Below are 21,306 nucleotides of genomic sequence, written 5' to 3' on the forward strand. Positions count from 1 at the left end.
TTCGTCTTAACGCTGCTTACAAAGCAATTCTCATTCCAAAATAGCTGTTATGTTGGAAATTGCGAGGCATTGATTCGATTCTGGGTTAATTCTGCGATATCGCATCAATGACACAGGTGCAAGTTCGAATTTCTACTAGTTTTGAACTTGAGAGCTTGGTGAAGATTAGGCTCAATTTGGCGCGTTTATTGCTTTGTACCGCTAAAATGGTTGAAAGCAAAGTACAAAATGTCCTTTTCTGTCTTAAAGCCAACATAGAACAAATTGGGTGAGTTATGTCGGATAAGAAACAGTTCGAGAAAAATGAAGATTCATGGTCAATAGGCGTGGATCTTGTGCAACATGAGATCAGTACTGGTATTTGGGTTACAACCCAATGGCAACTGACGGGATTTGAAATTAACCCAACCGAAGACACTCAACACGTGTGCTTGTTGCAACTGCACAAAGACGAGCGCACCGATTACCGCTTTAACCTGAGTTCGCAACAGCCAAAGCTTTTCTTGGTAATGGACAATCTTGATTCTAGTGATACGCCGACGATTCAATTGCTTACGGCGTCTCAAACCGTCGCTGCGCAATATATGGATGGCGATAACCTAGTATTATCAAATGATATGCCGTTAGCCGTTCAAGCTTGGATGGAAGCCTTTATTGGGCGTCACGGTGAGTTGTTAGAAGTAAGACGCAAGAAACGCAAAGGAGCGGGCAGAGCAAATGGCAACTAGTTTTTTTAGCCGTTGGTCGAAACGTAAATTAGAAGAAACCACAACCGAGCCTACAGACGCTAAGGTCGTGGAGTCTGTTGAATCTACTGAACCAGAAACCACACAAGCTCATGAAGAATTAAGCACTGAAGCGCAAGCATTGGCTATTGAGGCTTCTGCGACAGAGACTGAAGCTAAAGGAGCAATGGCTCAAGAAGCATCAAGCGAAACTACTGATCCTGAAGAGATGTCCGTAGCGCAGCTATTAGTGTCTGAGGCATCAGAGAGCGTTAAGAAAGCCGCATTGCGTAAGATGTTCTTATCAGAAGAGTTTAACGTTCGTGATGGCTTGGATGATTACGATGATGATTACAGTAACCTCAAGTCCCTTTCTGAAGGGGTGGCTGAAACACTTCGTGATTGGGTGAAAGAGAAAACGGAAGAAGAACCAGCAGAAGAAACAACACAATCAACTGAATCTCGTGAAGAAAGTGATATTGAATCGGCTGATGTAGAACTTGCTGAAGGTGCCGAAATTCCCGAAGAACAAAAGGAACTGGATATAAATACAGTTTCTGGTGAAAGTGATAATCTAGAGACAAAATTAGCCTCAGAAGAGGTGGGACAAAATATACCACACAAAGAATAGGTACATTTTGACTAAACGCTCAATGAACCGGCTGAGACAAAATGTCCCAGTCGGTTTTTTTATCCCTACAATTTCTAAGATAAATAGCTAACCTATTGAAAATTAGCTGATATTTAATTGGCACGACATTTGCTATTTGTTGATCATTACCATTCTTGTTGAAGTTAGATCATTTGCCTAACAGGCAGCGATAACAAGTATTGGACTACCTAAAAGGGGTAGTTACTGACGAGTTAATCAGCAGAATCGCCTGCGCTAACTACAATGAAAGATGGGAGAAACTATCCATGCGGATAAATGGAACTGAGCAATGTTGAAACAACTATTAGAACAAGCAACTTCCAACAACGGTAAGGCGCGTCTGTATGCGTTTGAGAATACCGTAGAGTTGACCAATCTTATTCCACCAACGGTGAGCTACGAGAGTGGCGGTAATACACTGATTGTTGGACCGACTGCCATCATTGAGAGTGCAGCCGCGCAGCTATCTCAAATGAATAGCCTGACACTTCTTTCTACAGACGGAGAGAAAGGTACCAATCCAGAACTGTACTTTGCAAACTCAGTTCAGGTTTCTGGTTTCCTAGGTACGTTTGAAGTGCTTATCGAAAATAACGGTCTAACAAGCAACCTAGCAAAAGTCGCTATCAATAGTGATTGTTTCGATGTTGTTCTCGATCTTTGTTTAAGCAGCTGTATGTCAGAAGAGGTTCCGGTTCCGGGTTACTACCCAGTAGGACGCGGTTATCCAAAACTGGCAGAAGCGCTAGAAGAGATCCCAACATTAATGGGGACGTTTGATAAGCCAAAGTTCTTCCGTCTGGACACTGATCTATGCGCGCACAGTTCTCGTGGCGTAAAAGGTTGTGAGCGTTGTGTAGATGCTTGTCCTGCTGGCGCACTATCAAGTGAAGGCAGCGATAAAACCGGACATCGCATCGAGATTAACCCATACCTATGTCAGGGCGTGGGCACTTGTGCAACGGCTTGTCCGACAGAAGCGATTCATTACGCGCTACCTAATCCTGAAGATACGCAAAAATTCATTGAACGCACGCTAGCGAACTACGAGCAAGCGGGCGGTCTGGATCCTATCGTTCTTATCTGTAGCTCTCGTCACGAGACTTACAATGTGATGGCACTGAAAGCGCTACCAGATAACGTGATTCCAATTGTGGTTGAAGAGCTGCCTTCTATCGGTATCGATACATGGTTCGCCGCGCTAGTTAATGGCGCGACGCAAGTGCTATTTGCGGCTTCTCGCTTTATGCCACAGACCATTATTCGTATCTTGAACAACGAAGTGGGTATCGCGCAAGAGCTATTGGATCAACTTGGTATCGCAAAAGAGACCATCGATATCCTTTACTTGGAATCGCTTCGTGAAGGTCCTCCAACACTATGTACAGATTCATTCGACCTTGCCCTTGGCGACCTTCAAGGTAACAAGCGTCAACGTCTGTTTACTGCGCTTGATGCAATGTCTTCTTCTCGCATTCCGGTTGAGAACATTGTTGAACTGCCAGCGAACGCGCCTTACGGCAATGTTTCTTGTGAGAGCAAAGATTGTACGTTGTGTATGAGCTGTGTGGCGGTTTGTCCAACACGTGCACTTCATACCGACGGCGAATCTCCATCACTTAAATTCGTTGAACAAGATTGTATTCAATGTGGTTTGTGTGAAAAGGCATGTCCAGAGAAAGTTCTGACTCTAACGCCACGCATGAACTGGGTGAAAGAAGAGCGCCAAAAAGCGGTTGTGATTCACGAAGAGAAAGCCGCGGAATGTATTCGCTGTCATAAGCCATTCGCACCTCAGTCTATGATCGACATGCTACAAAACAAGTTACGCGGTCACTCTCATTTCTCTGATGAAGCGGCGATCAATCGTATCGCGATGTGTGAAGACTGCCGTGTGATCGATATGTTTGAGTCGATGGCAGAAGACCCAATGAAACAACTGAAATACTAGGAGCTCGCAGTGGATACACAACGAGAACAAGAACAAACACTGAGAACAGAGATCTACTTGGTTTTGTCTGCGCTTTTCCGTAGCGCACCAAGTGAAGAGATGATCGAGTTCCTAACTTCTCTAGAAGTTGAACCATCAGAAAGCGCAATGCAAAAAGCGTGGATTGCGCTTCAGCAAGCGGCGAAAGATTCCAACCGCGAAGCGCTCGAAGATGAATACCAAGATCTTTTCATTGGTATCGGTCGTGGTGAAGTGATGCCGTTTGGCTCATGGCACATGACGGGTGCAATGATGGAAAAACCACTGGCTGAAATTCGTCACGATTTGGAACTGCTTGGTTTCGAGCGCGATGAAAATGTGAAAGAGCCGGAAGACCACATCGCAGCACTTTGTGAAGTGATGTCGATGCTAACGGGTGAAGAAGAAGCTCTTCAACAAGCGGTGTTTAACAAACACATCGCACCTTGGTTTAACTCTTTCACTCAGCAACTAGAAAACGCAGAGAGTGCGAGCTTTTATAAGCCAGCAGCTCAACTGTGTGAGGCGTTCTTAACACTGGAACAAGTGCGCTTTAGCGTGAACACCAAAAGCAGTAAGCACAAATTAAAAATTGATGTGAAAAACGTCACTGATTACGAGTAATCGAGCAGTACTTGGTCATATCGATAGAGGGGCAATAGCCTCCAAAGATCTACCGTAAGGTAAGGAAGCAATGATGAAAGATAATAAAGAAATAAACACAAGCCGTAGGGATCTCCTGAAAGGCTTAACGACTGCAGCCGTAGCTGGTGCGGTTGTCGCTGGAACAACAAAAGTGGCAAGCGCTTCAGAAACGGTTGAGCCTTCTGAAAAAGACGTGAAGAAGAAAGGGTATCGTGAAACTCAACACATTCGCGATTACTACGACACACTTTAGGAGATAACGGATGAAACTTGTCAAACGCTCCGACAGTGTGAGCAAAGAAACCAATCAGCTTGGCGTTTCTCGCCGTGCATTCATGAAAAACACCTCGCTTGCTGCTGGTGGTGCGGTTGTAGGTGCAAGTCTTTTTGCACCAGGCATGATGAAGAAAGCGCAAGCTAAATCGGTGGATCCAGAAGCGAAAACAGAAGTGAAACGTACCATCTGTTCTCACTGTTCTGTAGGTTGTGGTATCTACGCTGAAGTTCAAAATGGCGTATGGACAGGTCAAGAGCCTGCATTCGACCACCCATTCAACGCTGGTGGACACTGTGCAAAAGGCGCAGCACTGCGCGAACACGGTCACGGTGAGCGTCGTCTGAAATACCCAATGAAGCTTGAAAACGGTAAGTGGAAGAAGCTTTCTTGGGATCAAGCGATCGAAGAAATCGGTAACAAGGTGATGGATATCCGCAAAGAGTCGGGTCCAGATTCGGTTTACTGGTTGGGTAGTGCAAAGCACAACAACGAACAAGCGTACATGTTCCGTAAGATGGCGTCGCTTTGGGGTACCAACAACGTTGACCATCAAGCGCGTATCTGTCACTCAACAACCGTAGCAGGTGTAGCAAACACTTGGGGTTACGGTGCGATGACAAACTCTTTCAATGACATGCACAACTGTAAGTCGATGCTGTTCATTGGTTCAAACCCTGCAGAAGCGCACCCTGTTGCGATGCAGCATATCCTTATCGCGAAAGAGAAGAACAACTGTAAGATTGTTGTTGCGGATCCTCGTCGTACTCGTACCGCTGCAAAATCGGATCACTACGTATCGCTACGTCCGGGTTCTGACGTTGCATTCATCTGGGGCGTGCTATGGCATGTCTTCGCGAACAACTGGGAAGATAAAGAGTTCATCCGTCAACGCGTATTCGGTATGGATGAAATCCGTGCAGAAGTAGCGAAATGGACACCAGCAGAAGTTGAGCGCGTAACTGGCGTTCCTGAGTCTGAAGTTTACCAAACAGCGAAACTGCTTTCTGAAAACCGTCCGGGTTGTATCGTTTGGTGTATGGGTGGTACTCAGCATACGACTGGTAACAACAACACTCGTGCTTACTGTGTACTTGAGCTTGCGCTAGGTAACATCGGTAAATCGGGCGGCGGTGCAAACATCTTCCGTGGCCACGATAACGTACAGGGCGCAACTGACCTTGGCGTACTATCTGACACGCTACCAGGCTACTACGGCTTGTCTGAAGGTTCATGGCGTCACTGGTCGAAAGTGTGGGAAATCGATTACGAGTGGGTGAAAGGTCGTTTCGATGACAACGCTTACGGCGGTCAAAAACCAATGAACAGTGCAGGTATCCCTGTATCTCGTTGGGTGGATGGTGTTCTTGAAAACAAAGACAACATTCGTCAACGTGAAAACATCCGCGCAATGTTCTACTGGGGTCACGCAGTAAACTCTCAGACTCGTGGTCCTGAGATGAAGAAAGCGATGCAAAAGCTGGATATGATGGTTATTGTTGACCCATACCCAACAGTCGCAGCGGTAATGAACGATCGTACTGACGGCGTTTACCTGCTTCCTGCAACGACTCAGTTTGAAACGCACGGCAGTGTGACAGCATCTAACCGCTCACTTCAGTGGCGTGATCAGGTTATCGAGCCATTGTTCGAATCTAAACCTGACCACGAAATCATGTACCTGCTAACTAAGAAGCTAGGTTATGAAGATCTGCTGTTCAAAAACATACGCGTAGAGAACAGCCAGCCAGTGATTGAAGACATCACTCGCGAATTCAACAAAGGCATGTGGACCATCGGTTACACAGGTCAAAGCCCAGAGCGTCTAAAAGCGCACCAACAAAACTGGCACACATTCCACAAGACATCCCTGGAAGCAGAGGGTGGTCCTGTGAATGGTGAGACTTACGGTCTACCTTGGCCATGTTGGGGTACGCCAGAGATGAAGCATCCAGGTACACACATTCTGTACGATACGTCAAAGACAGTTGCAGAGGGTGGCGGTAACTTCCGTACGCGTTTCGGTGTTGAGTTTGAAGGTCAAAGCCTACTTGCTGAAGACAGCTACTCTAAAGGCTGTGAAATCAAAGACGGTTACCCAGAGTTCTCTGACAAGCTAATCAAACAGCTTGGTTGGTGGGACGACCTAACGGCTGAAGAAAAAGCAGCAGCGGAAGGTAAAAACTGGAAAACTGACCTGTCTGGCGGTATTCAACGCGTAGCAATCAAGCACGGTTGTATCCCGTTTGGTAACGCAAAAGCGCGCGCGATTGTTTGGACATTCCCAGACCGCGTACCGCTACACCGTGAGCCGCTATACACGCCTCGTCGTGACCTTGTAACGGATTACCCAACTTGGGACGACAAAGAAGCAATCTTCCGTGTACCAACGCTTTACAAGTCTATCCAGAAAGAAGACAAGTCTGGCGAATACCCAATCATCCTGACTTCTGGTCGCTTGGTTGAGTACGAAGGTGGTGGTGAAGAAACACGTTCAAACCCATGGCTTGCTGAACTTCAACAAGAAATGTTCGTTGAAGTGAACCCGAAAGACGCAAACGATCTTGGCTTCAAAGATGGCGATGACGTTTGGGTTGAAGGTGCAGAAAAAGGCCGCATCAAGGTTAAAGCGATGGTCACTCGTCGTGTTAAACCGGGTCTGGCGTTCATTCCATTCCACTTCGGCGGTAAGTTCGAAGGTGAAGACCTACGTCCTAAGTACCCTGAAGGTACGGATCCTTATGTTGTTGGTGAAGCAGCCAACACGGCAACCACCTACGGTTACGACCCTGTTACTTTGATGCAGGAAACTAAAGTAACCCTATGTAACATTCGTAAAGCGTAAGGAGTCTGACAATGGCACGAATGAAATTCCTATGTGACACCAAACGCTGTATCGAGTGTAACGGCTGTGTTACTGCATGTAAGAACGAAAACGATGATGCACTTGAGTGGGGTATTCAACGTCGTCGCGTGGTAACACTGAACGACGGTGAACCAGGTGAAAACTCAATCTCTGTTGCTTGTATGCACTGTACAGACGCGCCTTGTATGGCAGTTTGTCCAGCTGACTGTTTCGAGCACACAGAAGACGGCATCGTTCTTCACAACAAAGATCTTTGTATCGGTTGTGGTTACTGTCTGTTCGCTTGTCCATTCGGCGCGCCTCAGTTCCCGAAACAAGCATCTTTCGGTGAGCGTGGCAAAATGGACAAATGTACTTTCTGTGCAGGTGGTCCAAACACAGAACCAGGTTCTCTAGAAGAGCGTGAGAAGTACGGTGCGAACCGTATTGCTGAAGGTAAGCTACCTATGTGTGCGTCACTATGTTCAACAAAAGCACTGCTAGCGGGTGATGCAGAGAAAGTATCTGACATCTTCCGTCAACGTGTGGTTGAGCGCGGTGCGAAAAACGCAGGTTGGACAGACGGTAACGATCTTTCTTACGACGCAACCAAAAGCTAAGTAGGAGAGACACATGTTAAATACTCTTAAACGTGCGTCTCTTGTAATGCTGTCGATGATGACAGCATTACTGCTGACCTTTGCGATGCCAGCGTCTGCGCAAGAAGACACATCTCCAGTGGTACAACAGGAGATGACACAACTTGCAGGTGCAGACTTCTGGCGTCAGGTCAAAGAGGGGCAAGAAGGCTATACCACGTCGAAATCAGCGGAACACGGTGTGCTGATCAGTACTCCGGGTGAGACTTGGTACATTCTTAAAGAGAAATGGATGTCTCCTGCGGGCGCTGTCGCGATTTTCGGCAGTATCGCAATGGTTATCATGGCTTACGTATTCGTTGGTCCTCTGATGCTAAGCAAGCCACGTACTGGCAAGAAGATGAAACGCTGGTCTCGACTAGACCGCGCACTACACTGGAGCATGGCGTTTACCTTCTTAACGCTGGCATTCAGTGGTTTGATGCTGGTTTACGGTAAGCACTTCTTGAAGCCGTACGTACCCACTGAGTTCTGGGGCTTCATCGTTATGTTGGCGAAGCAGTACCATAACTACATGGGTCCGCTGTTCTTCATCTTGCTGATGTTTGTTCTACTGAAGTGGTGGCGCAAATCTATCCCTAACATGACAGACATCCGTTGGTTCATGAAAATGGGCGGCATGGTTGGTAAGCATAAAGGTACGCACCCATCGGCTGGTTTCTCGAACGGTGGTGAAAAGGCGATCTACTGGTTGTTGATCTTCTTCGGTGCTATCGCTGCAGTGAGTGGCTTAATTCTGGATTTCCCAATTTTCGGCCAAACTCGTCGCGATATGGAATTGTCTAACCTTGTTCACGCAATTTCGGCACTGATTCTAATCTGTGGCTTCATCTTCCACATCTATATCGGTCTATTCGGTATGGAAGGTGCGTTAGAAGGTATGGTTACCGGTGAAGTTGATGAGACATGGGCGAAAGAGCACCACGATCTTTGGTATGAAGAAGTGAAATCCAAAGAAGCGATGGGCGAAACAGATACGGCAAACACGGAACCAAAAGGAGCGAAAGCGAATGAACAAACCTCATAACGGGATTTGGGTTGCGTACATCCTGAGTTGTTTGACCCCGTTTACGTTTTTGATCTCAGGCGTTGTCGCAATCATTTACGCTGGGTACCGTTTGGATAAAGGCGAAGACAGCGACGTAGTGAACTCACATTACTACGGCTTGATTCGTACTTTCTTCCTATACCTAACGTTCTTTGTTGTACTTATCGTTACGGTAGCAACATCAAATGGTGTGTTAATTGGTGTGAGTGATTATTGGATGCACAGTACGTTGTTAGACTCTGTTGCGTACTTTATCCCTTGGATTGGTATGCTGTTCGCCGTGTTGGCGATTTTAGTGTGGTTTCTACGTATGTACCAAGGTATGAACCAACTGCGCAACAATATGCCGCACAGACCGTCTACAGGTCCAAACCTGTAAAACGGAATCTTTGCTCAAAAGCCTCGCCATCGCGGGGCTTTTTTATGCCTGAAGGACGGAACGACTCCATCAGTTTTTAAACAGAAATTAGAGGCAAATCAGCAGGCTTACGACCATGGTCTAATCCTTATTGCTATTGTTGTTTTTCTATCGGTGTTAAGCTTAATAAAAAAGAGCAACAAGGATCGGTTATGAATTTCCCATACAGAAATATTGTCGTACTTACTGGCGCAGGCATCTCGGCTGAGTCTGGTATTCAAACATTTCGAGCTCAAGATGGTCTTTGGGAGAATCACCGTATTGAGGACGTTGCGACACCAGAAGGGTTTGCGCGCGATCCCGATCTTGTTCAATCGTTCTATAATCAACGTCGCAAAAAACTACAGGGCGAAGATATCAAGCCTAATGCTGCTCATATCGCGCTAGGACGCTTAGAGGAGCAGTTGGAAGGCAAAGTAACTATCATCACTCAAAACATCGACAACCTGCACGAGAGAGGCGGCAGCGCCAATATTATTCACATGCATGGTGAATTGCTTAAAGCGCGTTGTAGTGAATCCAACCAAGTCATCGAGCATTCAGAAGACATTGAAACTGGCGAGTTGTGCCATTGCTGCCAAATTCCTTCGCAAATGCGCCCACATATTGTTTGGTTTGGTGAAATGCCACTGCGCATGGGAGAGATCTACGCGGCATTGGAAGAAGCAGACTTGTTTATTTCTATTGGTACATCTGGTGTCGTATATCCAGCCGCAGGCTTTGTGCATGACGCAAAGATGCACGGTGCGCATACCATTGAGATCAACTTAGAACCAAGTGCCGTCGAGAGTGAGTTTGAAGAGAAGCGTTACGGTAAGGCAAGCATCGAAGTGCCAAAACTGGTAGATGAGATTCTTGCTCTGGAAAACGAAGCTAGCGCTTAAACAAGTTGGTAGAGTATCCATATAAGAAAGGCATCGAAGTGATTCGATGCTTTTTTGTATTTTGGTGCTTTGTATTTTGAAACTTTGTATTCTGGCGCTCTGTAATTTGAACGTTGTAGCTTGAGATACAAACAGCGACCTTCAGATACAAGAAAAGCGACCGAAGCCGCTTTTCTAAACTATTTCGACAGACTGATTAGTTGTCTACTTTTAGCTTTTGGAAGTACTCATCGTAAAGCACGCTAGCTTCACCAACTTCGTCTTGCCATGTACCGCTGTCCATCACTTCTTGTGGTGGGAAGATGCTTGGATCGTTAGCAAATTCTTTCGGTAGTAGAGCGTGCGCTGTTTTCACTGGAGTAGGGTAACCAATCTCTAGTGCGATCTTAGCTGCGTTCTCAGGACGTAGTAGGAAGTCGATCATCTTATGAGCTGCATCAACGTTCTTCGCGCCTGCTGGGATTGCTAGGCTGTCCATCCAGAAGATAGTGCCTTTTTCTGGCCAGATGATGTCAATGTTCGCACCTTCTTGACGAGCCATGTAAGCTGAGCCGTTCCAAAGCATACCAAGTGATACTTCACCTGCTAGGTATGGGTTCGCTGGGAAGTCTGAGTTGAATACCAATACGTTTGGCATTAGCTTTTTCAGTTCTTCGTAAGCCGCTTTGATCTCGTCTGGGTTCGTCGTGTTTGGTGAGTAACCAAGCTTAGTCAATGCAATGTGGAATACTTCGCGAGAATCATCCATCAGCATTAGTTGACCTTCCCATTTGCTATCCCAGAAGTCATCCCATTTAGTTACAGAAGATTTATCTAGCATATCAGCATTGATACCAATACCGGTCGCACCCCAAATGTATGGGATAGAGTAGTTGTTGTTCGGGTCGAACGGCTTGTTCAGGAAGTTGGTGTCTAGATCAGCAAAGTGAGACAGTTTCTCTTTGTCGATCTTTTGCAGCATGCCTTCTTTACGCATTTTAGATACGAAATAGGTAGACGGTACTACCAAGTCGTAACCAGAACCTTGGGTTTTCAACTTCGCGTACATGCTTTCGTTAGACTCGTACGTAGAGTAGATAACTTTGATGCCAGTTTCTTTTGTAAAGTCTTCAAGAACTTCGTTTGGAATGTATTCCGACCAGTTGTAGAAATACAGTTCTTGATCAGCAGCCATTGCAGGGGTAGCGATTAGCGTCGCCGCACACAGTGCGCTTGCGTAGAATTTACTTTTCATTTTATTTCCGTTTTGTTCAGCAATAGGACAAATCAATACTAGTAACAGAAATCGATTTGAGCCAAGTTGCGATAAGCACAATCCCGTTTATTTGGAGTACGAATGATGAGCGTTATGACTTCGAAAGACGATAATGTTCATAGCCGCAGCAAATAAACCTAGCAACGTGTAATTATATCAGTCAATTACAAAAATAGGCAGCGTATTGCTGCCTATTTTCATTTACTAGATGGCTTATTAAGCGATTATTGACCCGCTTTCAGCTTTAGGAAGTAATCTTCGTACTTCACAGTCATGTCGCCAACAGAATCTTGCCATTCAACGCGGTCAAGATCTTCTTGAGAAGGGAACAGTGGCGCAACGTCTTTGAACTTAGCGTTAGATTCTGCAACCGCTGTTAGGTAACCCGTGTCAGCCGAGATTTGCTCTGCGATTTCTGGACGTAGTAGGAAGTCGATCATCTTATGAGCCGCTTCTACGTTCTTCGCACCAGAAGAGATTGCGAAGTTATCAACCCAGCCGATACCGCCTTCTTCAGGGAATACAAGCTTCAGGTTCATACCTTCGTTTTGAGCTGCTGCTGCGCTACCGTTCCAAAGCATACCAACGCCAACTTCACCAGACATGTATGGTGCGCCTGGGTTGTCAGAGTTGAATACTAGAACGTTAGGCATTAGCTTTTGTAGCTCTGCGTACGCTTCGTCGATTTGTTTTGGATCCGTAGAGTTACCTGAGTAACCCAGTTTGCGTAGTGCAATGTGGAACACTTCACGAGTGTCATCCATGAGCATTACTTGACCTTCAAGCTCTGGCTTCCATAGGTCAGCCCAGCTTTGGAAATCGTTTGGATCGTACATGTCTGCGTTCACCGCTAGACCTGTAATCGCCACAACGTGAGGAATAGAGTAGTCGTTATTTGGATCATAAGGCTTGTCTAGGTAGTTCTTGTCTAGGTTGCCGAAGTTCTTCAGCTTAGTCTTATCGATCTTTTGTAGCATGCCTTCGTCACGCATCTTCGCTACGAAGTACGTCGAAGGTACTACTAGGTCATAACCTTGGTTATGAGTTTTTAGCTTTGCATACAAAGTTTCGTTCGACTCGTAAGTCGAGTAGATCACTTTGATGCCAGTTTCTTTAGTAAATTGCTCTAGGATATTACTGTTGATGTAAGGACCCCAGTTCATAAATACTAATTCTTTATCATCCGCTGCCGCTGTACCAGAGAACAGAGAAAGCGCACATGCACTACCAGCTAATAGAGTAGCCCATTTTTTCATTGACGTTAGCTCCAAACCAAACGTTGTCCAATTTTGGACGATAGATAGAAAAACAGAATGGCATGTAACCATTCTGTTTCGTGATGTTAACGGGTGCGGATTCTACTTTACTTTTTCTCTTGCTAGCAACTGAGAAATCACTACCAAGACCAAAGAAACAATCAACATCACCGTTGCTAGGGCGTTCACTTCCGGTGAAATGCCCACCTTAACCATTGAGTAAATCTTCAATGGCAAGATTTCGTAAGTTGGACCTGTTACAAACGAGCTGATAATTACGTCGTCCAGAGACAGGGTAAAGCTCAGTAGCCAACCTGCAGCAACCGCTGGTTTAGCAAGAGGAAGGATGATCTGTTTCAAGATAACCCATTCGCTTGCACCAAGGTCTTTTGCAGCTTCCAACATTTTCACATCAAAGCCATTTAAGCGGCTGTACACTGTTACCACAACGAATGGTAGACAGAAGGTGATGTGAGCAATCAATAGAGTAAAGAAGCCAAGCTGTGCGCCTAATACAAGGAACAGAGCAAGTAATGAAATCGCCATTACAATATCTGGAGACATCATTACGACAAACAGCATGCCGTTTACCGCGCCTTTACCTTTGAACGAGTAACGGAATAGGGCAACAGCCGTTAAGCTACCAATGATGGTTGCCGCTGTTGCAGAGAATACCGCTACGTTCAATGAATGCCATGCAGCCTGCATTAGGCTGTCGTTATTAACTAAGGTTTCGTACCATTTCGTGGTGAAACCGCCCCATTTCATACCAAATTTGTTGGCATTAAATGAGTTAACAATTAAGACGATGATTGGCAGATACAAAAACGCATATACCAGCGCCATAAAGCTAAATCTAACTGTGCGTCCCATTAGTCTAGCTCCACTTTCTTGTTCAATAGTTTGCCTGCTCTGTAGTAAGCGTAAAGCATCACAGCCATTGCGAAGGTGAGGGCGATACTGGTCGCAGCACCAAATGGCCAGTCACGAGCGTTCAGTACTTGGCTCTTAATCACGTTACCAATCAGTAGGTTCTTCGCGCCGCCTAGAAGGTCAGAGATGTAGAACATACCTAGTGCAGGTAGCAGAACCAACAAACAGCCACCGATAATGCCAGGCATTGTCAGAGGTAGAATCACTTTAGTAATGGTTTGGAACTTGTTCGCACCAAGGTCTTTTGCGGCCTCGATGTATGTGTTGTCTAGCTTCTCGATTGCCGAGTAAAGCGGCAAAATCATAAATGGAAGCAAGATGTACACAAGACCAATCATTACTGCTGTTTCGGTATACATTAAACGCATCGGCTTATCGATGATTTCCATTGCCATCAAAGACTTGTTCAAAATGCCTTGAGTACCTAGAACAATCTTTAAGCCGTACGTACGGATCAGAGAGTTAGTCCAAAACGGTACAATCACCAAGAACAACATGAACGGACGCCATTTTTCAGGCATTTTCGCTACGATGTAAGCAAATGGATAACCAATCACCAAACACAACAAAGTTGCGATGATCGCCATGTAGAAAGAGTGCATCAACACTTTTGCATACAGAGGATCGAGTAGGCGAAGGTAGTTGTCGAAAGTAAACGTTAATTCAATTAGGTTCGCTTCATCACGCGTCAAGAAACTTGTACCGATAATCATTAGGTTTGGTACTAACACAAACAGTGTTAGCCAGCCAACGATTAGGGTAATGATCGCGTTCTGAAGATTAAGCTTCTTGCTTATCATTTAGTACTACCTCCCAGCTCTCAACCCAAGTAATAGCGACTTTCTGGCCGAGGGAGTGGTCCACATCTGGATCATCTTCGTTAAAGAATTCGCTTACCATCACGCGCATGCCTGAATCCAACTGGATAACTGAATCAAGCGTCATACCTTTATAGGTACGCTCTGTTACGTGACCTACGATGCCTTTTTCTTCAGACTCTTTGATCTCTTCGATGCGTAAGTCTTCTGGGCGAAGTAGTACTTGTAGCTTGTCACCTGGTTGAGCTTCTTGATCGTAGTAAACAACTGACTCAACGCCTTCAATTTCTGCACGGATACGTTTCTCGTCGATACGCTCTAGCATGGTTGCGTTGAATACGTTGATCTCACCGATAAAGCGAGCAACAAATAGGTTCTTAGGTTCTTCGTAAATCTCACGTGGAGAGCCGTCTTGCTCGATAACACCGTCGCGCATAACAATAATGCGGTCAGACATCGATAGGGCTTCTTCCTGATCGTGCGTAACGAAGATAAAGGTAATACCAAGTTGACGCTGAAGCTGTTTAAGCTCGATTTGCATTTGCTTACGTAGTTTGTAATCAAGTGCAGACAGAGATTCATCTAGCAGCAGTACTTTTGGTTTGTTAACAACCGCACGTGCAATTGCGATACGTTGTTGCTGACCACCTGAAAGCTGGTGAGGCTTACGCTGTGCCATTTTTTCTAGGCGAACCATGCGTAGTGCATCCATAACTCGTGGCTCGATCTCTGCAGCAGGTGTTTTCTGCATGCGAAGACCAAATGCAACGTTTTCAAATACGGTCATATGAGGGAAGAGTGCATAACTCTGAAATACCGTGTTGACGTGCCTTTGCTCTGCAGGAACCTGTGTTACATCTTGGTCATCTAGTACGATTTGACCGTTATCTGCCGTCTCAAAGCCTGCGATCATGCGTAAAACCGTTGTTTTACCACAACCAGAAGGACCAAGAATCGTCAGAAACTCACCATGATTAACATCCAGATTTAAATTACCGATGATTTCCTTACCATCGAAACTTTTGCTAATACCAGATAGACGAACTACTGGCTTTCCTGCTTGCTGTTTAGCGTTCAACGTCTGTATTTCTCCCACGTTCAAATTGGGGTGTATCCAATTGATGTGACATAAGTCATTCACTTTTGAGGCGCGCATCATAATCACCAAAATTGTGAAATCAAAGCATTTTCTTATCTTGAAACAGAAAAAATTTTGCAGGCAAAAGTAAACATTCCTTACCATACTGTTTTTATAGGGGTATTTGCATTTCCGCTATATATAGGCGAGGTATTGATTTCTTGTGCAAATGTTTTCAATTTCATGGATTTGCGAGTGGTTAATTATCGACCAAATAGCAAAGATTGCAAGTATTGAAGCCGAGATCTGATTTTAGACTTGGCAAGATTTCTTTATAATGACGCCCTTATTAATTAACTGGTTTTCCAGAAAAAATTTTACAAGTTAGCCTTGGATAAAATATGAACAACGATTTTGAGAAAGATTTCAACCTTGGAGGGAGTGTAGAGCGAGCTCTTTCTGGCAAGTATGAACTGAAGGCAGGTGCTGTTTTTAGTGAAGCTTGGCGCACTACCATTCAACAGTTTCTGTCCTTCTCACCAGCGATTATTCTATTGCTCTTCGTTCAGTTGGGCATTTTCTATATTGCTTTGCAGCTTCAATTGGGTGATCCCGCAGTCATTCTTGATGCCATCCAAACTCCAGAGTCTTTTACTGCTGACATCGTATCCGCTATTTATGTGGCTAACTTCAGTTACGAAGTGATCAGTGCACCTATTTACGCTGGCATTAGTCTAATGGCGATGAGTCACGTAGCAGGTCTTAAGACGAAAGTGCGCCATGTGGGCAAAGGTCTTCAGTTTACCGTTCCTGTGATTCTAGCTACGTTGTTTAGCTTGATGATGCAGGGCATAGCAGGCATGATTTTCCCGTTGTTATCTCTGTACCTTTCTCTAGCATTTAGCCATTCTATCTTATTGATTTGTGAGAAAAGAGTGCCACCTATGCAGTCACTTCTTTTGTCACTTCGTGCCATCAACAAGAAGCTTTTTGTCGTCGCAGGGCTTTACTTAGGTGTGATGTTGATGTTTATTGTTGCTGCAATGTTCTACGGAATTGGCTTGATCTTCGTGTTGCCGTTCTTCTTCCATTTGAAGGGGATTCTGTACCGCGAAATGTTTGGGATTAAGTTGAAGATCGTAGCAACACAGCAAAATGATAACGATCACGATGGTAACTCTCAGGTGTTTGATGCCTAAATCTTTAAAATCAATGAGTTTACGAGTGGCGGCTATCACAATAGCCGCCACTTTTGTTTCTGTAGGACCATATTTGCACTACGACCGCGAATATCGCAATGCGATTGACTCGCAGGTAGTGCACGGCCCAGTAACACACCCAGACTTGTCCAACCTCTCTTATATTGGTGACATTCCTGATTTCAACTCGATTAAGGACACGAAAGATAAGAAGACAGCGTTCTTCGACTTCCTTCGACCGAAGATAGCGTTAGAAAATCAACGAATCGAAAAAGAGCGAGCATTCCTAACGTCTTTAAAAATCGGCGAGGTGAGCGCTGAGCAAACCTCTTACGCTGAACGTTTGGCTGCACTTTATTCCTATCCATTGAAGGACGATACAGTCACACAAGCTTGGTTGGATGAAATGCTCAAGCGTGTCAACGTGTTACCTGAAGCGTTGGTTTTAACCCAAGCCGCCAATGAATCTGCGTGGGGAACCTCTCGTTTTGCCACTCAAGCAAACAACTTGTTTGGTCAATGGTGTTATAAGAAGGGCTGCGGAATTGTCCCGGCACATCGTGGGGCAGGAAAAACCCATGAAGTAGAAAAATTCGACACAGTACAAGAGTCGGTGCACGGCTACTTTATGAATGTGAATCGCAACCGTGCTTACGCTGATTTACGCGACATTCGCGCTAACTTAGCAGGGAAACACAAGGATTTGTTATCTGTGGCGACGGCATCGGAGCTAACTCATGGTTTGCTCGCGTATTCCGAACGTGGCATCGCTTACGTTAATGACTTACGTGCGATGATTCGTCACAATAACGCTTACTGGACACAATAGAAGAAATAACGGATCGGATGAAGAAGTTAAGCCTAAGTTTACTAGGCAGTGCGGTACTGGTCTTAGCATCGCCTGCAACTCACGCGCAAGAATACATGTTTACGTATTCTAAGCTCTACACACAATTGAAGAACAATGCGAAAGAAGGGCATGACGACGTTAAAGTCGGTGTCTTTTTTGTCGACGCAGACACTAAGAAATTGTGTGAGATAGAAAAAGCATGGATGGAAAAAGAAGAGCATTACGAAGAGTTTGTTATTCCGGCTTCTAAAGAACTTCCTATTCCGATCGACAAGAACTTAAAGTCAGCAAACCCGCTTGTCTTCGTCCAAACGCCGAAAGACACACGATGTGATTACTCTTTAGTTGTGATGACCAAAGAGCCATTACAGGGTAACGTAACTTACGAGCAACTTACGCCTTTGATGCCCCAAATGCAGGCTTTGCTTGAAGATTTAGGCGGTATGTTTGCAGGTTGGTTCACTCCAGAGGTTCAAGGCGTGACGATGGAATTTGCTGACGAGTTGAATGACACCATTACATTCTCCAATGGCACAGAAAAAGCCATAGTGAATGGTAAAGTTCAAGTCGCACTGAGTGATATTGGTGAAGGCGGACATATGACGCTTCCTCAACCAACGACTCGCGTTCTGCCTTATCTACCCAACGCGAAAAAGTAATCGTGATTTGATTTTGAAAGAGCTGCCATGGCGGCTCTTTTTTGTTTTTATTGCCCATCGCGCTGTTTTAGAGTGCATTTATTGACGACTCGGTCACACAAACATTTAATCCTGCGTAAAAAGCTCGTATAATCCACGCCCCATAGAAACCCATGTTAGGAAGCCCTAGTCGATTTATCGGCGATGTGAGAGCCCGCAATGAACCAAGTAGATACAAGAAAAGAAACCCTAGAATTCAACAAGCTTCAGAAACGCCTAAGAAGAAATGTTGGAAATGCCATTACTGATTACAACATGATCGAAGAAGGCGATGTTGTAATGGCATGTATTAGTGGTGGTAAAGATTCATTTGCGATGCTTGATATCCTGTTGAATCTACAAAAGGCAGCACCGATCAAGTTTGAAGTGGTTGCAGTTAACCTTGACCAGAAACAACCTGGTTTCCCTGAGCACATTCTCCCAGATTACTTTGAAACGCTGAACATTCCTTACTACATCGTAGACAAGGACACTTACTCAGTTGTTAAAGAGAAAGTGCCAGAAGGCAAAACAACGTGTGGTCTATGTTCACGTCTTCGTCGTGGTACGCTTTACTCATTCGCAGAGAAGATCGGCGCGACTAAATTGGCGCTTGGCCACCACATGGATGATATCGTAGAAACGATGTTCTTGAACATGTTCCATGGCTCTCGTCTTAAAGCGATGCCTCCAAAGCTTCGTTCAGATGATGGCCGTAACGTTGTGATTCGTCCACTGACATACTGTCGTGAGAAAGACTTAATCAAGTACGCTGAGCACAAAGAGTTCCCAATCATTCCTTGTAACCTATGTGGCTCACAAGAGAACTTACAACGTCAATCAATCAAGGCAATGCTGATTGATTGGGATAAGAAGACACCGGGTCGCGTAGAGGCTATCTTTAAATCCATCCAAAACGTAAGCCCAAGCCAGCTTGCTGACCGTGAATTGTTTGACTTTGAAAACCTTCCATTAGACCGTGAAGGTAACCGCGAAGAATACGAATTCAGTGAAGCTGTAGTTTCTTCGACAAACATCGACGAATCAATGTTTATCGATGTGACCAACATCTAATTCGAAAAAAGGAGGCTAAATGAGCCTCCTTTTTAATTTGCGTGCCTCCAGGGCAGTAAACAGAATAAAAAAATCCCCCAACAATTGGGGGATTTTGATTTCTATATTACTTTAAAAACAGCGCTGTTATGTCGCTGTATTTGGATCGAGCGGACTGATGTAACCGTTTGGTTTTAATGCCAGTACGTCGCAATTGATTTTATCAATCACATGCTCCGCTGTGTTACCAATAAACACCGCAGAAAGCCCCGTACGACCTGTCGTACCAAGAATAACCATTGCGGCATTCAACTTTTCAGCCGTTGCTGGAATGATGTCTTCTGGTAGACCTTGCTCAACGATAGTTTGCTCTTCATCCAAACCGTGTTTCTGACGAAGTGCCTTCATTGCCGTTAGGTGATGGCCACGGACGGCGTCTGTGTACGTCGTTGGGTCAAACTCAGGCAACTCAATCGTGATATTCGCCGGTGTAACCGGGTAAGCATTGACGAGATAAGGTTCTGCATCGAGACGATTGGTGATTTCTTTAAGGCGTTCGACCATCGAATCATTCAGATCAATATGGGTTGGATTTTCCGAACCAACATGAACAGACGCAAGAATCTTCGCATGTTCAGGCCAATCAGCGTTTTTAATTAAAAGTACAGGGATAGGGCACTTACGCAACAAATGCCAATCTGTAGGTGTGAAAATGACGGATTCTAGAACATCGTGCTTGCGCGTTCCCTTAATAACGATGTCGTGACCGCCAGCAAAGACTTCAGCAATGATCGCTTCATAAGGGCGATTATGCCAAACAACACAAACATCAAAGTCGAAGCTATCGTCTAAATACGGTTGGGCTATCTTACGCATCCATTGTTCACGTTGGTGGATAACACCGCGACGCATAGCATCTCTTTCATCGACCGACAGCATTGAGGTCATGTCATACGAAAAATCGTAGATTGACAGAAAGAAAGTGATTCGGCTTCTGGATACACTTTTTCGAGCGAGTTGAACCGCTCTTGCAAGTGCTGGCTGCTCATCGTTATTGATGTCAGCAACAACAAGGATCTTACTGTATATACTCATATCTAAGCCCACTTATTATTGTAAAACCAAATACCGAATATAAGGTAAATCAGTATATTGGAGTACACAAGGTACATTTTTACTGTAGCTCAGTTTGAGGAAGAATTTGAGGACTTTCGAAGGGATTTTAGAAGAAATATGATGTAGCTCATTTTCGAGCTACATCAATTGATAGGGCAGATTAGTCTTTGCTAACGCCAGCAAGTTCCATCAATGCATCGTGATCTAAGATGGTGATGTACTTACCTTTTACGCTCAGAATCTCAGATTTCTGGAAGCGGCCAAGTAGGCGACTGATGGTTTCAACAGTCAGGCCAAGGTAGTTACCGATGTCACCACGAGTCATGGTTAAACGGAACTCACGAGGGCTAAAACCACGTTGCGAGAAACGCGTTGATAGGTTGTAAAGGAAAGCAGCTAAACGTTCTTCCGCGTTCTTTTTAGAAAGCAGAAGGATCATTTCTTGGTCGCCTTTAATTTCGTTACTCATCAAACGCATGATCTGTTGACGAAGTTTAGGCATTTTTCCTGACAGGTCATCAAGGATTTCGTAAGGGATCTCACAAACCATTGATGTTTCGAGTGCCTGAGCGAAACTTGGGTGTAGGTCACCCGTAATCGCGTCGAAACCTACAAGGTCACCTGCTAAATGAAACGCAGTGATTTGCTCATCGCCTTGTTCTGTAATTGTGTAGCTCTTGATCGTGCCAGAGCGGATAGCGTACAGAGATTTTAGCTCATCACCTGCTTTAAAAAGCTCTTGGCCTTTTTGGATTGGCTTTTTACGCTCGATGATTTGATCCAGCTGGTCAAGTTCAGACTCGTTCAGAGTGAACGGAATACACAGTTGGCTAATGCTACAATCTTGGCAATGAATCGCGCAACCGCCTGATTGGATACGCTTTGTTGCAGGTTTTTCAGAAATCATAACAACCTTTCACTATTTGATATACATCAATATTTTATCACTGGT

General features: G+C 45.0%; 21 protein-coding genes. 14 read left to right on the forward strand and 7 right to left on the reverse strand.

Annotation, left to right across the window (positions count from 1 at the left end; genetic code table 11):
• The first annotated feature begins 275 nt into the window (after positions 1–275).
• The 10 genes from KIO97_RS24075 to cobB all read left to right on the forward strand — a co-directional run bounded on the left by KIO97_RS24075 (position 276) and on the right by cobB (position 10,119).
• Positions 276–728, forward strand: a complete 453-nt coding sequence (locus tag KIO97_RS24075) for a DUF3305 domain-containing protein (RefSeq protein WP_081233517.1) — start codon at positions 276–278, stop codon at positions 726–728.
• Positions 718–1,356, forward strand: a complete 639-nt coding sequence (locus KIO97_RS24080) for a DUF3306 domain-containing protein (protein WP_285384161.1) — start codon at positions 718–720, stop codon at positions 1,354–1,356. Before KIO97_RS24075 ends, KIO97_RS24080 begins: the two co-directional genes overlap by 11 nt.
• A 310-nt stretch (positions 1,357–1,666) precedes the next feature.
• On the forward strand, positions 1,667–3,328 hold the full coding sequence (locus tag KIO97_RS24085) for a 4Fe-4S dicluster domain-containing protein (protein WP_285384162.1): 1,662 nt from the start codon (positions 1,667–1,669) through the stop codon (positions 3,326–3,328).
• A gap of 9 nt (positions 3,329–3,337) precedes the next feature.
• Complete coding sequence (locus KIO97_RS24090; RefSeq protein WP_285384163.1) at positions 3,338–3,970, forward strand: molecular chaperone; 633 nt, start codon at positions 3,338–3,340, stop codon at positions 3,968–3,970.
• A 73-nt stretch (positions 3,971–4,043) separates the two neighbouring features.
• On the forward strand, positions 4,044–4,244 hold the full coding sequence (locus tag KIO97_RS24095) for a twin-arginine translocation signal domain-containing protein (protein WP_005427585.1): 201 nt from the start codon (positions 4,044–4,046) through the stop codon (positions 4,242–4,244).
• Between the two features lie 10 nt (positions 4,245–4,254).
• Positions 4,255–7,110: a formate dehydrogenase subunit alpha gene (locus KIO97_RS24100; RefSeq protein ID WP_285384164.1), complete on the forward strand. Its 2,856-nt coding sequence runs from the start codon at positions 4,255–4,257 to the stop codon at positions 7,108–7,110.
• An 11-nt stretch (positions 7,111–7,121) separates the two neighbouring features.
• Complete coding sequence (gene fdh3B / locus KIO97_RS24105; protein WP_005427693.1) at positions 7,122–7,730, forward strand: formate dehydrogenase FDH3 subunit beta; 609 nt, start codon at positions 7,122–7,124, stop codon at positions 7,728–7,730.
• Positions 7,731–7,743: 13 nt separating this feature from the next.
• Complete coding sequence (locus KIO97_RS24110; RefSeq protein WP_009706095.1) at positions 7,744–8,796, forward strand: formate dehydrogenase subunit gamma; 1,053 nt, start codon at positions 7,744–7,746, stop codon at positions 8,794–8,796.
• Positions 8,780–9,196, forward strand: a complete 417-nt coding sequence (locus tag KIO97_RS24115) for a hypothetical protein (RefSeq protein WP_285384165.1) — start codon at positions 8,780–8,782, stop codon at positions 9,194–9,196. The genes KIO97_RS24110 and KIO97_RS24115 overlap by 17 nt, the downstream gene beginning before the upstream one ends.
• A 191-nt stretch (positions 9,197–9,387) precedes the next feature.
• The gene (cobB, locus tag KIO97_RS24120) at positions 9,388–10,119 is read left to right on the forward strand and encodes a Sir2 family NAD+-dependent deacetylase (RefSeq protein ID WP_045380475.1); all 732 of its coding nucleotides are present in this window, start codon (positions 9,388–9,390) and stop codon (positions 10,117–10,119) included.
• 196 nt (positions 10,120–10,315) lie between these two features.
• Here the strand turns inward: cobB and KIO97_RS24125 are convergent, their stop codons facing one another.
• The 5 genes from KIO97_RS24125 to potA form a co-directional block, all read right to left on the reverse strand.
• A complete protein-coding gene (locus tag KIO97_RS24125; protein WP_045380477.1) occupies positions 10,316–11,353 on the reverse strand; it encodes an extracellular solute-binding protein in 1,038 nt (345 codons plus the stop codon).
• 245 nt (positions 11,354–11,598) lie between these two features.
• Entirely contained in the window at positions 11,599–12,630 is a 1,032-nt protein-coding gene (locus KIO97_RS24130; RefSeq protein WP_285384166.1) for an extracellular solute-binding protein, read from the reverse strand.
• A 102-nt stretch (positions 12,631–12,732) separates the two neighbouring features.
• Complete coding sequence (gene potC, locus KIO97_RS24135) at positions 12,733–13,503, reverse strand: spermidine/putrescine ABC transporter permease PotC (RefSeq protein ID WP_005389180.1); 771 nt, start codon at positions 13,501–13,503, stop codon at positions 12,733–12,735.
• On the reverse strand, positions 13,503–14,363 hold the full coding sequence (gene potB, locus KIO97_RS24140; protein ID WP_010447924.1) for a spermidine/putrescine ABC transporter permease PotB: 861 nt from the start codon (positions 14,361–14,363) through the stop codon (positions 13,503–13,505). The genes potC and potB overlap by 1 nt, the downstream gene beginning before the upstream one ends.
• Positions 14,344–15,537 (reverse strand): spermidine/putrescine ABC transporter ATP-binding protein PotA, encoded by a 1,194-nt coding sequence (potA, locus tag KIO97_RS24145; protein ID WP_237714186.1) that lies wholly within the window; start codon positions 15,535–15,537, stop codon positions 14,344–14,346. Before potA ends, potB begins: the two co-directional genes overlap by 20 nt.
• 323 nt (positions 15,538–15,860) lie before the next feature.
• Here potA and KIO97_RS24150 point away from each other — a divergent pair, with 323 nt between their 5' ends.
• The 4 genes from KIO97_RS24150 to ttcA all read left to right on the forward strand — a co-directional run bounded on the left by KIO97_RS24150 (position 15,861) and on the right by ttcA (position 19,259).
• Positions 15,861–16,658: a hypothetical protein gene (locus tag KIO97_RS24150; protein ID WP_045452364.1), complete on the forward strand. Its 798-nt coding sequence runs from the start codon at positions 15,861–15,863 to the stop codon at positions 16,656–16,658.
• The gene (locus KIO97_RS24155) at positions 16,651–17,487 is read left to right on the forward strand and encodes a glucosaminidase domain-containing protein (protein WP_285384167.1); all 837 of its coding nucleotides are present in this window, start codon (positions 16,651–16,653) and stop codon (positions 17,485–17,487) included. The genes KIO97_RS24150 and KIO97_RS24155 overlap by 8 nt, the downstream gene beginning before the upstream one ends.
• 17 nt (positions 17,488–17,504) lie before the next feature.
• Positions 17,505–18,167, forward strand: a complete 663-nt coding sequence (locus KIO97_RS24160; RefSeq protein ID WP_285384168.1) for a DUF2987 domain-containing protein — start codon at positions 17,505–17,507, stop codon at positions 18,165–18,167.
• Between the two features lie 198 nt (positions 18,168–18,365).
• On the forward strand, positions 18,366–19,259 hold the full coding sequence (gene ttcA, locus KIO97_RS24165) for a tRNA 2-thiocytidine(32) synthetase TtcA (RefSeq protein ID WP_005441601.1): 894 nt from the start codon (positions 18,366–18,368) through the stop codon (positions 19,257–19,259).
• A 126-nt stretch (positions 19,260–19,385) separates the two neighbouring features.
• Here ttcA and uspE read toward each other — a convergent pair whose 3' ends face one another.
• Both uspE and KIO97_RS24175 read right to left on the reverse strand, forming a co-directional pair.
• Positions 19,386–20,333, reverse strand: coding sequence for a universal stress protein UspE (gene uspE, locus KIO97_RS24170; protein ID WP_045452357.1), 948 nt, complete (start codon positions 20,331–20,333; stop codon positions 19,386–19,388).
• Positions 20,334–20,514: 181 nt separating this feature from the next.
• Complete coding sequence (locus KIO97_RS24175; protein ID WP_005429849.1) at positions 20,515–21,261, reverse strand: FNR family transcription factor; 747 nt, start codon at positions 21,259–21,261, stop codon at positions 20,515–20,517.
• Positions 21,262–21,306 lie beyond the last annotated feature (45 nt).

This window comes from Vibrio sp. B181a, from assembly GCF_030248375.1.
GTDB lineage: Bacteria > Pseudomonadota > Gammaproteobacteria > Enterobacterales > Vibrionaceae > Vibrio > Vibrio campbellii.

What these genes read in the sequence shown, in the direction of transcription:
- KIO97_RS24175 (WP_005429849.1), bottom strand. Translation starts at nt 21,261, where the DNA reads ATGATTTCTGAAAAACCTGCAACAAAGCGTATCCAATCAGGCGGTTGC.
- potB (WP_010447924.1), bottom strand. Translation starts at nt 14,363, where the DNA reads ATGATAAGCAAGAAGCTTAATCTTCAGAACGCGATCATTACCCTAATC.
- KIO97_RS24080 (WP_285384161.1), top strand. Translation starts at nt 718, where the DNA reads ATGGCAACTAGTTTTTTTAGCCGTTGGTCGAAACGTAAATTAGAAGAA.
- KIO97_RS24130 (WP_285384166.1), bottom strand. Translation starts at nt 12,630, where the DNA reads ATGAAAAAATGGGCTACTCTATTAGCTGGTAGTGCATGTGCGCTTTCT.
- KIO97_RS24125 (WP_045380477.1), bottom strand. Translation starts at nt 11,353, where the DNA reads ATGAAAAGTAAATTCTACGCAAGCGCACTGTGTGCGGCGACGCTAATC.
- KIO97_RS24150 (WP_045452364.1), top strand. Translation starts at nt 15,861, where the DNA reads ATGAACAACGATTTTGAGAAAGATTTCAACCTTGGAGGGAGTGTAGAG.
- cobB (WP_045380475.1), top strand. Translation starts at nt 9,388, where the DNA reads ATGAATTTCCCATACAGAAATATTGTCGTACTTACTGGCGCAGGCATC.
- KIO97_RS24160 (WP_285384168.1), top strand. Translation starts at nt 17,505, where the DNA reads ATGAAGAAGTTAAGCCTAAGTTTACTAGGCAGTGCGGTACTGGTCTTA.
- KIO97_RS24115 (WP_285384165.1), top strand. Translation starts at nt 8,780, where the DNA reads ATGAACAAACCTCATAACGGGATTTGGGTTGCGTACATCCTGAGTTGT.
- KIO97_RS24095 (WP_005427585.1), top strand. Translation starts at nt 4,044, where the DNA reads ATGAAAGATAATAAAGAAATAAACACAAGCCGTAGGGATCTCCTGAAA.
- KIO97_RS24085 (WP_285384162.1), top strand. Translation starts at nt 1,667, where the DNA reads ATGTTGAAACAACTATTAGAACAAGCAACTTCCAACAACGGTAAGGCG.
- potC (WP_005389180.1), bottom strand. Translation starts at nt 13,503, where the DNA reads ATGGGACGCACAGTTAGATTTAGCTTTATGGCGCTGGTATATGCGTTT.
- KIO97_RS24155 (WP_285384167.1), top strand. Translation starts at nt 16,651, where the DNA reads ATGCCTAAATCTTTAAAATCAATGAGTTTACGAGTGGCGGCTATCACA.
- KIO97_RS24100 (WP_285384164.1), top strand. Translation starts at nt 4,255, where the DNA reads ATGAAACTTGTCAAACGCTCCGACAGTGTGAGCAAAGAAACCAATCAG.
- potA (WP_237714186.1), bottom strand. Translation starts at nt 15,537, where the DNA reads ATGCGCGCCTCAAAAGTGAATGACTTATGTCACATCAATTGGATACAC.
- KIO97_RS24075 (WP_081233517.1), top strand. Translation starts at nt 276, where the DNA reads ATGTCGGATAAGAAACAGTTCGAGAAAAATGAAGATTCATGGTCAATA.
- ttcA (WP_005441601.1), top strand. Translation starts at nt 18,366, where the DNA reads ATGAACCAAGTAGATACAAGAAAAGAAACCCTAGAATTCAACAAGCTT.
- uspE (WP_045452357.1), bottom strand. Translation starts at nt 20,333, where the DNA reads ATGAGTATATACAGTAAGATCCTTGTTGTTGCTGACATCAATAACGAT.
- KIO97_RS24110 (WP_009706095.1), top strand. Translation starts at nt 7,744, where the DNA reads ATGTTAAATACTCTTAAACGTGCGTCTCTTGTAATGCTGTCGATGATG.
- fdh3B (WP_005427693.1), top strand. Translation starts at nt 7,122, where the DNA reads ATGGCACGAATGAAATTCCTATGTGACACCAAACGCTGTATCGAGTGT.